Origin of the sequence: Pseudomonas morbosilactucae (genome assembly GCF_023241715.1) — a bacterium.
GTDB classification, from domain to species: Bacteria; Pseudomonadota; Gammaproteobacteria; order Pseudomonadales; family Pseudomonadaceae; genus Aquipseudomonas; species Aquipseudomonas morbosilactucae.
This window is the reverse complement of sequence record NZ_JALQCW010000071.1, coordinates 20,162-33,737: the sequence shown is the minus strand read 5'-3', so window position 1 is coordinate 33,737 and position 13,576 is coordinate 20,162. Positions and strand designations below refer to the sequence as shown.

11 protein-coding genes are annotated in these 13,576 nt (G+C 64.4%); 5 read left to right on the top strand and 6 right to left on the bottom strand.

What is annotated here, in order from left to right; all coding sequences use genetic code 11:
• Window positions 1–75: 75 nt before the first annotated feature.
• Window positions 76–1,407 carry an RNA helicase RhlE1 gene (rhlE1, locus tag M1B34_RS25020; RefSeq protein WP_123334998.1) on the bottom strand — a complete coding sequence of 444 codons (1,332 nt, stop codon included), beginning with the start codon at window positions 1,405–1,407 and terminating at the stop codon, window positions 76–78.
• Between the two features lie 227 nt (window positions 1,408–1,634).
• On the opposite strand from rhlE1, the gene M1B34_RS25015 reads away from it, so the two are divergent.
• Both M1B34_RS25015 and M1B34_RS25010 read left to right on the top strand, forming a co-directional pair.
• Entirely contained in the window at window positions 1,635–2,081 is a 447-nt protein-coding gene (locus M1B34_RS25015; protein ID WP_268266507.1) for a hypothetical protein, read from the top strand.
• 300 nt (window positions 2,082–2,381) lie between these two features.
• Window positions 2,382–5,321 carry a discoidin domain-containing protein gene (locus M1B34_RS25010; RefSeq protein WP_268266506.1) on the top strand — a complete coding sequence of 980 codons (2,940 nt, stop codon included), beginning with the start codon at window positions 2,382–2,384 and terminating at the stop codon, window positions 5,319–5,321.
• Between the two features lie 60 nt (window positions 5,322–5,381).
• On the opposite strand, the gene yedA is transcribed toward M1B34_RS25010, so the two are convergent.
• Window positions 5,382–6,290 carry a drug/metabolite exporter YedA gene (gene yedA / locus M1B34_RS25005; RefSeq protein ID WP_268266505.1) on the bottom strand — a complete coding sequence of 303 codons (909 nt, stop codon included), beginning with the start codon at window positions 6,288–6,290 and terminating at the stop codon, window positions 5,382–5,384.
• A gap of 163 nt (window positions 6,291–6,453) precedes the next feature.
• Between yedA and M1B34_RS25000 the strand changes: the two genes are divergently transcribed.
• Entirely contained in the window at window positions 6,454–6,912 is a 459-nt protein-coding gene (locus M1B34_RS25000) for an Lrp/AsnC family transcriptional regulator (RefSeq protein WP_123334744.1), read from the top strand.
• 21 nt (window positions 6,913–6,933) lie between these two features.
• Here the strand turns inward: M1B34_RS25000 and M1B34_RS24995 are convergent, their stop codons facing one another.
• From M1B34_RS24995 to M1B34_RS24985, 3 genes are all read right to left on the bottom strand, one after another.
• A complete protein-coding gene (locus M1B34_RS24995) occupies window positions 6,934–7,545 on the bottom strand; it encodes a 3'-5' exonuclease (protein WP_123334742.1) in 612 nt (203 codons plus the stop codon).
• 33 nt (window positions 7,546–7,578) lie between these two features.
• A complete protein-coding gene (locus M1B34_RS24990) occupies window positions 7,579–8,058 on the bottom strand; it encodes an NYN domain-containing protein (RefSeq protein WP_020296927.1) in 480 nt (159 codons plus the stop codon).
• Window positions 8,059–8,194: 136 nt separating this feature from the next.
• Window positions 8,195–8,995 carry a DUF2076 domain-containing protein gene (locus M1B34_RS24985; RefSeq protein WP_268266504.1) on the bottom strand — a complete coding sequence of 267 codons (801 nt, stop codon included), beginning with the start codon at window positions 8,993–8,995 and terminating at the stop codon, window positions 8,195–8,197.
• A 179-nt stretch (window positions 8,996–9,174) separates the two neighbouring features.
• Here M1B34_RS24985 and M1B34_RS24980 point away from each other — a divergent pair, with 179 nt between their 5' ends.
• Both M1B34_RS24980 and M1B34_RS24975 read left to right on the top strand, forming a co-directional pair.
• Window positions 9,175–9,837, top strand: coding sequence for a YciC family protein (locus M1B34_RS24980; RefSeq protein ID WP_123334738.1), 663 nt, complete (start codon window positions 9,175–9,177; stop codon window positions 9,835–9,837).
• An 88-nt stretch (window positions 9,838–9,925) separates the two neighbouring features.
• Complete coding sequence (locus M1B34_RS24975; protein ID WP_268266503.1) at window positions 9,926–11,005, top strand: endonuclease/exonuclease/phosphatase family protein; 1,080 nt, start codon at window positions 9,926–9,928, stop codon at window positions 11,003–11,005.
• 9 nt (window positions 11,006–11,014) lie between these two features.
• On the opposite strand, the gene hrpB is transcribed toward M1B34_RS24975, so the two are convergent.
• Window positions 11,015–13,546 carry an ATP-dependent helicase HrpB gene (hrpB, locus tag M1B34_RS24970; RefSeq protein WP_268266502.1) on the bottom strand — a complete coding sequence of 844 codons (2,532 nt, stop codon included), beginning with the start codon at window positions 13,544–13,546 and terminating at the stop codon, window positions 11,015–11,017.
• Window positions 13,547–13,576 lie beyond the last annotated feature (30 nt).

Genomic DNA, 13,576 nt, shown 5'->3' with positions numbered 1-13,576 from the left:
TGCAAGCTGCAAGCTGCAAGCGTGGGGCTTTTCACTTACCGCTTGAAGCTTGCAGCTTGAATCCCCCAACTACTCCTAAGGCTTCCTTTTGCGCGGCCCGGTGTTGAATACGGGCACTTTGCGTACGGGTTTGGCCGCTGGCGCTTCGGCCACATCACCGCTGTCCACCCATTTGCCCAGGTTGCGTTTGCCGCCCCCGGAGGTTTTCGGCTTTTTGGGTTTCTTCGGCTTCTTGATCACCTGGCCACTGGCGTCGGTGTCCGGCACCCGGTGCTCCGGTTCGAAATCCTGCTCCATGTGACGGGTCAGGGTCTGGCGGGTCAGGGTCTCGATGGCCGACAGCAGGTTCACTTCGTCGGCACACACCAGGGAGATCGCCTCACCGGTGGCACCGGCGCGGCCGGTACGGCCGATGCGGTGAATGTAATCCTCGGCCACGATCGGCAGGTCGAAGTTCACCACCAGCGGCAGGTCTTCAATGTCCAGGCCACGGGCTGCCACATCGGTGGCCACCAGGATCTGGATTTCGCTGGCCTTGAACCGGTCCAGGGCGCGCTGACGGGTGGCCTGGGGTTTGTCGCCGTGGATGCCGTCGGCATTCACGCCCTGGCCTTGAAGTTTTTCCACCAGGGCGTCCACGCCGTTGCGGGTCTTGGCGAACACCAGCACCTGCTTCCAGCGGTTCTTGCGCAGCAGGTGGCTGAACAGCTCCGGCTTGCGCTTCTTGTCCACCGTCACCACCCATTGCTTGACGCTGCTGGCCGCCACGTTGCGCGGGCTGACTTCAATGCTCAGCGGGTCATTGAGCATCTGCCCGGCCAAGGCGCGGATAGCGTCGGAGAAGGTGGCGGAAAACAGCAGGGTCTGACGCTGCTTGGGCAGCGCGGCGTAGATGTCCTTGAGCTCTTCGGAGAAACCCAGGTCGAGCATGCGGTCGGCCTCGTCCAGGACCAGGGTCTGCAACTGGCTGAACTTCACCGCGTTCTGCCGGTGCAGGTCGAGCAGGCGGCCGGGCGTGGCCACCAGCAGGTCAATGCCTTTGCGCAGTTTCATCATCTGTGGGTTGATGCTGACCCCGCCGTACACCGCATAGGTGCTCAGCGGCAGGTGTTCGGCGTACTGGCGCACGCTCTCATGTACCTGCTCGGCCAGTTCCCGGGTCGGCACCAGGATCAGCGCACGCACCGAGTTGCTGGTGACCTTCGGCCCCTCCATGGTCAGCCGCTGCAACAGCGGCAAGGCGAAACCACCGGTCTTGCCGGTGCCGGTCTGGGCCGCCGCCATCAGGTCACGACCGGCCAGCACCGCAGGCACGGCCTGAGCCTGCACTGGGGTCGGGGTCTGGTAACCGAGGGTTTCGAGGGCGCGCAGCAAGGGTTCGATCAGGCCAAGGGTGGCGAATGTCATGGGGGTACCGTAGGAAAAAGTCAGCACAGGAAGGCAATGGGCGGCAGTTTACCTTAATTCAGGGCCGCGCTCCCGGGCCGCACCGCAGGGCCCGAGACGCCCACGGTCAAGCCTGATGCGGTATGCTCGCCGCCCTCACATACCCCATGGCCTGACACGGGTCACCCGAGGACGCGCAGCCCCGTCCCTCAACCCACTGCCTGGCCAATAAAGGAGTTCCACCCCCCATGGACAGCCAAAACCCCTTCCAGGCCCCTGCCGCCGAACTGCTCGCCAACCAGGCACCGGCCCAGAGCCCACGCCTCTACAGCGTCGCGGCGGTCGGCCTGGGCACGTTTGTCGGCACCTCGGTGGCCGGCGCCTATTTCATCACTCAGAACCTCAAGGCGCTGGGACGTGAGCGTGAAGTCAACAAGGTCTGGGCCATGGGCATCGGCATCTTTATCGCCATGACCCTGGCCGGCTTTCTGCTGCCGGACAGCGTCCCCGGGATCGTTTTCATCCTGCCGCCGATCTTTGCGATGAACACCTACGCCCGCCAGTTGCTCGGCCCACAGCTACAGATCCACGAGCACTTCTTCTCGTTATGGCGCGCGGTGGGTATCGGCCTGCTGTTCTCCCTGGTCGTGGTGGTGGCACTCATCGCCGTGGTGATGCTCAGCGGCTTTGAGTGACCTTCAGGGCTGAAACCAGAACGCCGGGCACTGCCCGGCGTTTTTTATGGCGCGCCGGTGCAACGCCTGGCCGCTGAACCCAACACCCGGCAAAACCACTGCCTAACGGCCATTTCAGCCCCTGGCCACGCAGATTCCTTAGGACCGGTACTAAAAGCCCCCCTCTCGATGTACGGCACCCAGGCCACTGCCTATGATGCCCGCCGCCGGCACAACTCCTTCTCCACACCCTCAGCGCGGACGCTTTAGCGGGCCTGTTCGCCAGGCGTTGCGCCGCGCTGGGTTTTTTCAGGAATGGTTATGTCGAGCTTCACCTTGAACCCCTTGTCCCGCGCCAGCCGTCTCTGGATCGCCAGCCTGGGAAGCGCCCTGCTGTTGCCCCTCAGTGGCATGGCCCTGGCCCATGAAGAACCCGTCACCAGCGCGCAGTCAGGCAGTGAACGCCGGATCAGCGGTCACTTCATCAACCTCCAGGCACTGACCGCCCACCCACAGCAGCGCACAGTCATCGAAGCGGGAACCGAACGCCTGCAGGAGGAAATCGGCCTGCGCATCCGCAACCTGGTGGCGCAGCCCAATGACCGCTTCAAAGACCTCCGAGTCATGACCGGTCAACTCGAAGGCCGCGCCCGCTCGCTGAGCCCGCCCGGGGAAATGACCCTGGTGGCCCGTGAGGACGGCAGCTTCATCGCCCTGCTGCCTGACGCCCACGCGATCATTCGCGGCCAGGCCAACGGCGAGCAGCAGTTGATCCGTCTCGACGCCCACCCCCAGGCGCCGGGCAACATCGACTACGTGGAAAGCGACGTGGTCGAGACGCCGCAGGTGTTGGAAACCCTGAGCGGCCAACGCAGCCTGCAACTCAACCGCAACGCCCAGGGCGAAACCGTGATCGACGTGCTCGCCGGTTTCTCCCAGGTAGCAGTCGACTACATCGGCGACCACGAAGCCTATGCCCTGGCCCAGATCGCCGCCGTCAACCGTGCCCTGAAACAGTCCCTGGTCCAGGGGGTGCGCCTGCGCCTGGTAGGAACTCAGGTGATCCCCGGTGACTACCCGATTACCGCCGCTGCCGGCACCGGCAGCCTGGGCAAGATCAGCACCCTGTTCGCCGAAGGCATGAAGCAATACAGCCCTGACATGGTGGCGGCATTCGTCAAAGGCATACCCGGCGAAGACACTGCCGTGGGCTGGGGTTATGTCGGTGGCCGCTACACCATCAACTACGTCGGCTCGGCCACCGTCTTCCGTCATGAAATCGGTCACAACGCCGGCGGCCATCACTGTTCCAACGGTTCCAGCTACAAATTCGGTCATAACAACGGCTCGGTCGGCAGCATCATGTGCGGCAACAACATCGGCTACTTCTCCAACCCCGATGTGAAAGACATCCGCGGGGTGCCGATTGGCGATGCACGCACCGCCAACATGGCGCGGGTATGGCGTGAAAACGCGGCAAGAATGTCCGCCTTCGCCCCTGCCGTGGTGCCCCTGGCCGAGGAACAGTCGAGCCGGACCCTCGAAGAGCGGGTCAGCCTGGACCAGAACCAGTGGCGCTACTTCCCGATTGACGTGGCCCCTGGCACAGAGCGCCTGGTGTTCATGATCACCAGCGGCGAGCGCACCGAGCACCCGGCAGCCACCCAGTTGCTGATCAAGCGTGGCGCCCAGCCGAGCCTCAGCGATTACGACTATCGCTCCCAGGAAAGTGCCGGGCCGTCGCTGGGGGTGAACAACCCGCAAGCCGGCCGTTGGTACCTGGCCGTGCGTGGCAACAAGAGCAAGGCAGTCTCTGACCTGGCCCTCGATGGTTTCAGCTACGCCAACCCGAGTGAAACCGCCCAGGCGCGTTACCTGAAGCTGGTGGCGACCTCGTCGGTGGACGGCAAGGACACTGCCAGCGTGGCTGAATTGCTGCTGGCCGACGCCAAGGGCCAATCGCTGCCACGCAGCAGCTGGCGTGTCCTGTCCACCAGCAGCGCCGTGGCCGGCTCCGCCGCAGGGGCTCACGTCCTCGACGGCAACCCCAAGTCCTACTGGAGCTCCGCCGCCGGTGCGCGCTACCCCCACGAGATCGTGATTGACCTGGGTGCAGACAGCCGCTTCTCGCAGTTGCATTACCTGCCCCGCCAGGACGCAGGCCAGGCCGGCAACATCAAGGGCTACCAGGTGTATGGCAGCAACAACCCAAGCGGCACCTGGAACTTGCTCGCCGATGGCGAATTCAGCGCCGACAACCAAGTCAAGGCAGCGTCGCTGAAGCCTGTGGATGCGGGCCAAGCCCCCGTGCCGGTCATCAATGGCAAGAGCCAAGCCAACGCTGGGGACAAGATCGTGCTGGACGCTTCCGCCTCCAGCGATCCGCAAGGCAACGCCCTGAGCTTCACCTGGCAAGCCTCGCCCAAGCTGGACTTCAGTTTCGCTGGCGCGCAGATCAGCTTTACCGCCCCCGAACTGACGGAGGACACCCGCTACGCCTTCACCCTGACCTTGAGCAACGGCAAGCAAAGCAGCACCCGCACCCACGACGTGCTGATTAAGGGCAAAGCCGCCACCGCCAGTTGCAAACCCGAGTGGAAAGTCGGTGGCACCTACGTCGCCAATGATGTGGTGCAGTGGAAAGGTCGTCAGTACCAGGCTCGCTGGTGGACATCCGGCAGCGAGCCGGGCACCCCCTCGTTCACCGGGCCCGATGGCGCCGGCAAAGTCTGGCGTGACCTCGGCCCCTGCCAGAGCGGTGGCGATAAACCGAGCGAACCGCCCGTGGAAGAGATCAAGCCGCCGGTGGCGATTATTGGCGGCGCGACCCAGGCCAAGGGCGGTGACACGGTCTACCTCAACGCCACTGACTCCAAGGACCCGGCCGGACTGGCCCTGAGTTACAACTGGAGCCTGAGCCCCAGCGTGGGCTTCCAGGCGGCGGGCTCACTGATGAAGTTCGTCGCCCCGAACGTCGCCCAGGACACGACCTACAAGGTCACCCTGACGGTGAGCAACGGCAAACACAGCGCAACCCGCGTGCATAACGTCAAGGTCCTGGCCGACACCGTGGAAAAACCCGTCGGCTGCCAAGGCCCATGGAGCCCGGCAGGCACCTACTGGGAAAACGATAAGGTCAGCCACAAGGGGCGCTTCTACACCGCTCGCTGGTGGACCAAAGGCAATGAGCCGGGCAACCCGGCGTTCACCGGCATAGAGGGCGCCGGCAAGGTCTGGCGTGACGAGGGCGCCTGCAACTGATACACGGGCGGTCGCTGACCCTGCTTCAGCGGCCGCCCCTGCCCCTCACCGCCTGGCTGCTCAGGCCACCTCTTGCTGGACCACCGCCTTGGGCTTGCGCCACTGAGGCAAGCCGATCAGCACCACGGCACTGATAATGACCACCATCGCCAGGGCCTCTTCCATCCCGATGGTCTCGCCCACGAATACGATGCCCAGCAACACCGCCACCGCCGGATTGACATAGGCGTAGCTGGTCGCGGCCGCCGGGCGCACGTTTTTCAGCAGGTACATGTATGCGTTGAAGGCAATGATCGACCCGAAGCCGGTCAGGTAGGCCAAGGCGGCCCAACCTTCCAAAGGCGGCATGCTGTCCAGTTGCTCGCCGCTCATGGCACTGGCGATCAACAGCACCACCCCGCCCACAAGCATTTCCGCGGCGCTGGCCATTGCCCCTTGAGGCAGCGGCAAGTGCTTGCTCCAGACCGAACCGAAGGCCCAGGCCGCCGCTGCAAACAGCAACAACGCCGCGCCCAGGGGGCTCGATTGCAGGTTGGAGCCCAGGTTGAGCATGCCGATACCAATCAGCCCAAGGGCGATGCCGGCCCACTCCAGGCGGGTGTTGCGCGCGCCCCAGAAGTAACCGCACAGCAGGGTGAACAGCGGCACCGTGGCCACTGCGAGGGCCGCAACGCCGGAAGTCACGCCCGTGTGCTCGGCCACACTGACCGCGCCGTTGCCGCAACTGAGCAGCAGGATGCCGATCATCCCGGCGGCCTTCCACTGCGCCCAGGTGGGTGCCGGCACGCCGCGCCAGCGCAGGTAGCCATACATCAGCGCGCCGGCGATCACGAAACGGATGCCCCCCAGCATCAGCGGCGGCCAGTACTGGACGCCGATGCGGATCACCAGATAGGTCGACCCCCAGATCACATACAACGCAAAAAAAGCCGCGATCAGCGGCAAGGGAAAACGGCGTGAACCAGGCATGGGGGGAGCACTCGCAGGCAGGCAAGAAAGAGCCTTATTCTAAAAAAGCCGGTCACGATAACTAAGCTACAAAAACTGTTTAAAAGGCCCATACACTTTTCAAACCCTTGAGTTAAGGGCTATATACCGTGCTTTCGAAAGCCGGCCACTTTAGGAGCCTTGGATGGACAAATACGACCGCATGCTGCTCGCCGGCCTGCTGGAAAACGGCCGGGCGAGCTACGCCGACCTGGCGCGCAAGGTCAACCTGTCGCCCCCGGCCGTGGCCGAGCGCGTGGCCAAGCTGGAGGCCAGCGGCGTGATCACCGGTTATCAGGCCAAGGTCGACATGGCCAAGCTGGGGCTACCGATCCAGTGCGTGATCGAACTGCGCCTGGCGCAACACGGCAACCAAAAGGCCTATGACGAGTTGATCAGCATCCCGCAACTGACCGAATGCCACCGGGTGACCGGCGATCCCTGCGTAATCATGCAAGCGGCCGTGGGCTCGATGCCGGAACTGGAGGAACTGATCAACCGGGTGGCTCAGTTCGGTTTCAGCAAAACATCCATTGTGCTGTCGAGCGCCATCGAGCGGCGCGTGCCCCTGGGGCAACTGGAAAACGCCACCAAGCCAGGCTGACGCGAGCGGCTGCGGCCGAGGCTAGACGCCGCGCTGACGCTTGAGGTGCTCGGGGATTTTCGCTGCAGGGACCTTCTGCAACTTGCACAGAAAATCATGGGACAGCTCGCGCAAACCGTGGGTTTGGCGCAGCTCCTGGGCCAGGTGCGCGGTGAGGTTGGCGGCCATCTCGGCATCGGCCATGGCCCGGTGAGCCTGACCGGTGTGGGGCAGGCTGGCGTAAGTGGTCAGGGTGCCAAGCTTGTGGTTCGGTGCCGCCGGCATCAGACGTCGGGCCAGCAACAGCGAACAGGCAAAATTCTGCAAGCGGGTGCGCTTGATCCGGCCCAGTTCGAAATCCCAGAACTTCTGGTCGAACGCGGCGTTGTGGGCCAGCAGCGGCGTGGTGCCGACAAACTCGTTGACCTCGTTCATCACCTGCTCCGCCGACGGCGCACTGCGCAGCATGGCGTTGCTGATGCCGGTCAGTTGCTCGATAAACGCCGGCACGCGCACGCCAGCGTTCATCAGGCTTTGGTAACGCTCGACGATGCGTCCCTGCTCCAGGATCACCACGGCAATTTCGGTGGCCCGGCAACTGCTGCTCGGGGAAATGCCAGTGGTCTCAAAGTCGATGACTGCAATGCGTTCCAAACCTGTGGAGCTCCGTAAACAAAGGGTCGATATTCAGTTCTTCAGCAGTAACGCGCCTTCAATCGGCACGTAGCGGCTGGCGGCGCGGATCAGCGAATTGGCGGTGAGCCCCGGCACGCCATACGCCACCGCTTGTACACCGTGCTTGTGGATGATGCGCTCCAACAGCATGTCGAAATCACCGTCGCCGGAGGCCAGCACCACTTCGTCGACATGGGCCGCGGCATCCATGATGTCGATGGTGATGCCCACGTCCCAGTCGCCCTTGGCCGAGCCGTCGCTGCGTTGGATATAGGGTTTGAGTTTTACCGTGAAGCCGAGGTTGCGCAGGATCTGTTGGAACTGCTGCTGCTTGCTGTCACCCCGGTCGATGGCATAGGCATAGGCCTCGACAATCTGCCCCTGCTTGCTGATATCCGCCCACAAGGCTGCGTAATTGAAGTGGCAACCATAGGCCTGACGCACGGTGTAATAGAGGTTCTGGACATCGGCGAACACCGCGATTTTCTTCACCGCTAATCCTCATGGCGCTGACGCGCATAGGCTGGGTCGGGACTCGGGGCCCGAAAAGTCGCCCAGTATGCCAGCGCAAAGGAGTGTTCCGCGAATAATCGATCCGCGGCACGGGACGCCGCGGATCGAGGGTCGATCAGACGAAGGAGTCGTCGTCGGAGAACAGCGAGCTGTCGTCGTCGCCATAGTCGGCGTCGCTGAGGCCGCCCTGGTCGTTGTTGCCCCAGTTGTCGTTGTTGGCCAGGCGCGGCTCGTCATTGCCCCAGCCACCCGTATCACTGGCTGGTGCGGGCTCTTCCTTGATCACCTCAACGATTTCCTGAGGCTGCTGCTGGCTGTGGAACAGGCTGCTGATGCCCTGCGCCAGCATCACCCCGCCCGCCACACCGGCTGCGGTTTTCAGGGCACCGCCGAGAAAGCCGCTGCCGGCGGCGGGAGCCTGTTGGGGTGGTGGTGCATAGTTTTGCTGGCCGGCGCCATAGCCCGGCTGCCCTGAACCGTAGTTTGGCGGCGGAGCATTGAAGTTCTGTTGTGGCGCGCCCCCAGCGGAAGGCCGACCCGGCTCACGCCAGCCGCCCCCTGAAGATGGCGGTGCACTCGGCGCTGGGGCCGACTCTCGGGGCCCGCCACCAAAGATGCTGGAAAGAAAACCGCCACTGCTGGGGGCCGCTGCCGGCGCCTGAGCCTTGGCTTGCTGCAGGGCGTCTTGCAGTTGCTGGACCTGCTGGTTCAATTGCTGGTTCTGTTCATCGAGGCTCTTGAGTGCAGCCTCCTGCACCAGAATCGCCTGGGTCATGAAATACCCCGCCGTGGGCTGGCGGGTCAGATGCTCCTTGATCAACGCCTCGGCCTGGGCGTCACGCGGGGCTGAATCCTTTTCGGCTTGCTGCAACCGTGAAAACAGTCCATCGATCAGGGTTTGCTCTTGGTGGTTCATGGCGACCTCTTTAGATTGCCGGTAGGAATCTGGTCCTTGGCCAGTGTGGCCAGGGTGCGCACCAGTAATGGGGCCTGCCATCGGGCTTTCAATGGCCTTTACCCAAGCTTTACGTTTGCTCGTGGCCCGGCTGCATCGGTTAAAGTGGCGGACCGCTTTGCGACCTGCGACCCCAATCGATGAATCCATTAGATGTACTCCGCGACTCGCTGTATTTCTTCCGCCGTCACCTGGGGCAGATCGCCCAGCTGTGCCTGCCGCTGGTGGTGTTCGAGGCCCTGCTGCAACACGCGGTGGACACTGCCCTGGGGCCAGAGGCTTCGCCCGGCTACAGCCTGGTGGTGGGGTTGCTGCTCTACCCGCTGTACACCGGTGCGCTGATTCTGTTCCTCGACGCCCGCAGCCGCGGCGAGTCGCCCCGCACCCGCGATGTGCTGGCCATGGCCCTGAGCCTGTGGCCACGCTTCGCCCTGCTGACCGCGGTCAGCACTTTGCTGATCATGCTCGGCCTGTCGCTGTATTTCCTGCCCGGGCTGTGGCTGATGGTGATGCTGGCATTCGCCGAGTACCTGCTGGTGCTCAAGGGCCTGCATCCGCTGGCGGCGATCAAGCAAAGCTTTCGCCTGAGCCGGGGGCATTTCCTGCGCATCCTGGTGTGCATCCTCTGTGTGATGGTGCCGCTGTGGCTGCTCAAGCGCGCCAGCCTGGAGGTCTACCCGGAGCCGCAGAACGCCATGCTTTCGCTGCTGATCGACAGCACCCACAGCTTTTTGCAGTTGTTCACCTGCGTGGTGCTGTACCGCCTGTTCACCCTGGTCAGCGAACGTGCCGAACGCCCCTGAATAATGCGCTGGCCGCTCTGCCCCTTGGGCTGCGGCCACGCTCTCGGTTATGCTCGGGCGCACTCCTGGATCGCCATAAGCCGAGCCGATGACCCGTCTACTTCGCTCCATCCTGTTGGCCCTGCTGTTAATCGCGGTGCTGCTCGCCAGCCTCACCTACAGCCTGACCTGGCGCCCCGAAGCCAAGGCCCCGGCACCCGTCAGTTGCAGCGCCGGCGCCAGCCCGCTGGTGCCGGGCCAGGCGCTCAAGGTGATGACCTGGAACGTCCAGTACCTGGCCGGCAAGCGTTATGTGTTCTGGAACGACCAGGCCCATGGCGAGGATGAGCAGCCCACCGTCGAGGACATGGCCTTCAGCCTTGATGAAGTGGCCCGGGTCATTCGGGACGAACAACCGGACTTGGTGCTGTTGCAGGAACTGGATGACGGCGCCAAGGCCAGCGACTACCAGAACCAGCTCAAACTGCTTCAGGAACGCCTCACCGACCTCTACCCCTGCAGCACCCAGGCGTTCGACTGGAAAGCCGATTTCGTACCCTGGCCCCAGGTGTTCGGCAGTGTCGGCCGGCAACTGGCAACCCTCAGCCGCTACCGCATCGAACATGCCGAACGCGTGCAATTACCGGTTGCTCCGGCGAACCTCTTCAGCCGCCAGTTCCAGCCCAAGGACGCCTTGCTGGTGAGTTACCTGCCCATCAGCGACGGTGGGCAGATCGCGGTTCTCAACACCCACCTGGAACGTCCGCGACGGGCTGATGACACCCTGAAAACCCAAGTCACGGCGATTGCCAAGGTGCTGGACAAGTTCGAAGGCCGGGGCACACCGTGGTTGATCGGCGGCGACTTCAACTTGCTGCCCCTGAGCCAGTACCAGCGCCTGGCCCCGGAACAGCGGGCGCCTTACGCCGCCGATAGCGCGCTGCACGTGTTGTGGGACAAGTACCCGATGATCCCGACCAACACCCAGGCCAGCGGCGTCGATCGCGCCAACTGGCTGACTCACTACCCCAACGACCCAAGCCTCAGCGGCCCGGACCGCACCGTCGATTACCTGTTCTACAGCCCACGGATCAAACGGGTGGAAGCCCGGGTGAGGCAGGACGACACCTTGCGCATCTCTGACCACTTGCCCGTGCTGGCGCGCTTCCTGTTGCCGGCCGCGCAGTAGCGCCCGCCCCTATTTGCGCGGCTTGACCCGGGCCGTGGCTTCGGCCACCAGCGGGTCGTCCGGCCAGTAGTGTTTCGGGTAGCGGCCCTTGAGGTCCTTCTTCACCTCCGCGTAGGTGCTGCGCCAGAAGTTCGCCAGGTCCTGGGTCACCTGCACCGGACGCCGGGCGGGCGACAGCAGGTGCAACTTCACCACCTGCCGGCCACCGGCGATGCGCGGGGTCTCGGCCAGGCCGAACAACTCTTGCAGGCGTACCGCGAGAATCGGCGGCTGCTCGCTGTAGTCCAGGCGGATCGACGACCCCGAGGGCACCGACAGATGCTGCGGTGCCTGCTCTTCAAGGCGCTGGGGCAGCGGCCAGGGCAGCAGGTTATGGAGCATATTGGCCAAGTGCAGATTGGCGAAATGGCTCAGCCGCGAAACCTTGCCCAAGTAAGGCCGCAGCCAGTGTTCCAGATCCTTGAGCAAGGCACTGTCGCTGACATCCGGCCATTCGCTCTGCCCCTTGGCGCTCAGCTCAAGTTTCCGCAGCAAGGCCACCCGCGCCTGCCACTGGCGCAGCTCCGGGGTCCAGGGCAGCAGCTCCAGGCCCTTGCGCCGCACCAAGTTGACCAGCGCCTGGCTGCGCGCCGTTTCATCCAGACCGGTCAAGGGTTCACGGCTGAGCACCAGCTCACCCACCTTGCGCTGGCGCTCGGCACGCAGCACGCCTTCTCGCTCGTCCCAATCCAGTTGGTCGACGCTGCGCACCTGCTCGGCAAGCACGGAGTCGAACAGCGTCGGATCAAAATCCGCCGCCAGGTAAATACGCTCTTCGCGCTGCCCCTGGCGGCTGCCCAAATCAGCAATCACCAGCCACGGCTGCTTCATCAGGTTGTCGGCTTCACTGAACAATGCCGCGCGGCCATTGGCCAAGCGATATTCAGCACCACCCGGACGGCGTTGCTGGGCGACTCGATCCGGATAGGCCAGCGCCAACAAGGCGCCGAGCCAGCGGGGATGTTCAGGGTCGGCCACCGGCTCACTCGCCGGCCCGCGCAAGTAACCGCGATATTGCCGGGCCAATTGTCGCGCCCGCTGCACGCCACCCTGAGCGCCACGGGCAGCACGCGCCTCACCGGCGAGCAAGGACAGGCGGCTGTGCAGATCAGCGCCGGCGCCGCGCAGGATGTCCCGCTCGCCGAGCAACGCCGCCACGTCACAGGCCATGTTCGCCAAGCCCAGGGCCTGGCCGCGCAGCAACAAATGGGCGATCCGCGGGTGCGCCGGCAACTCGGCCATGGCCTGGCCATGACGGGTCAGGCTGCTGTCCTCGCCAGCCGTGATGTTCAGAGCGCCCAGGCGTTCGAGCAAATCCTGCGCCTGTGCATAAGCCGCCCCGGGCGGCACGTCCAGCCACACCAATTGCCCCGGGGTCACGCCCCAGCGCGCCAGTTGCAGGGCCAGCCCCGCGAGGTCGGCCTGGAGAATTTCCGCGCTGGCGTAGGCGGCCAGTTGCTCGTGCTGGTCTTCGGACCACAGGCGGTAACACACCCCCGGTTCCAGGCGCCCGGCGCGGCCGGCGCGCTGGGTGGCGCTGGCCCGGGAGATACGCTGGGTGTCGAGGCGGGTCATGCCGCTGCCCGGATCGAAACGCGGCACCCGGGCCAGGCCGGCATCAATCACCACCCGCACACCGTCGATGGTCAGGCTGGTTTCGGCAATGTTGGTGGCCAGCACCACTTTGCGCTGGCCGGCGGGGGCCGGGTCGATGGCCGCCCGCTGCGCCGCCAGGTCCAGTTCGCCGTGCAACGGGCAGAGCAACACATCACTGCCCTCGCCCAGGGCCTCGACCAACTGTTGATGGACCCGGCGAATTTCCGCCTGCCCCGGCAGGAACACCAGCAAGCTGCCGTGTTCGTCGTTGAGGGCTTCAAGAATGGTTTGCAGCACCCGGGGCTCGATGAACTCCCCAGCCTGGAACGGCCGTCCCCAGCGCTGCACCACCGGGAACATGCGGCCCTGGCTGCGCAGGATCGGCGCATCATCCAGCAGCCCGGCCAGGCGCTCGCCTTCCAGAGTGGCCGACATCAGGAGGATTTTCAGCGGCTGTTCATCACGGAACAATTCCCGGCCGTTGAGGCTCAAGGCCAGGGCCAGGTCAGCGTCCAGGCTGCGCTCGTGGAACTCATCGAAAATCAACAGGCCCACGCCTTCCAGGGCCGGGTCGTCCTGCAGGCGCCGGGTGAGGATGCCCTCGGTGACCACTTCGATCCGGGTCTTGGGGCCGACCTTGCTGTCGAGGCGGATCCGGTAACCCACGGTCTCGCCGACTTTTTCTCCCAGCTCACTGGCCAGGCGCTCGGCCGCCGCACGCGCTGCCAGACGCCGGGGTTCGAGCATCAGGATGGTCTGCCCGGCCAGCCAGGCTTCCTGCAACAGTGCCAAGGGCACGCGGGTGGTCTTGCCGGCACCGGGCGGCGCTTCGAGCACCGCTTCGTGGCGTGTCGCCAAGGCTTCACGCAGTGCAGGTAAAACTTCATCGATTGGCAGAGAATTCATGCTGGCTCCAAAACAGAGGCGCGAGTATAA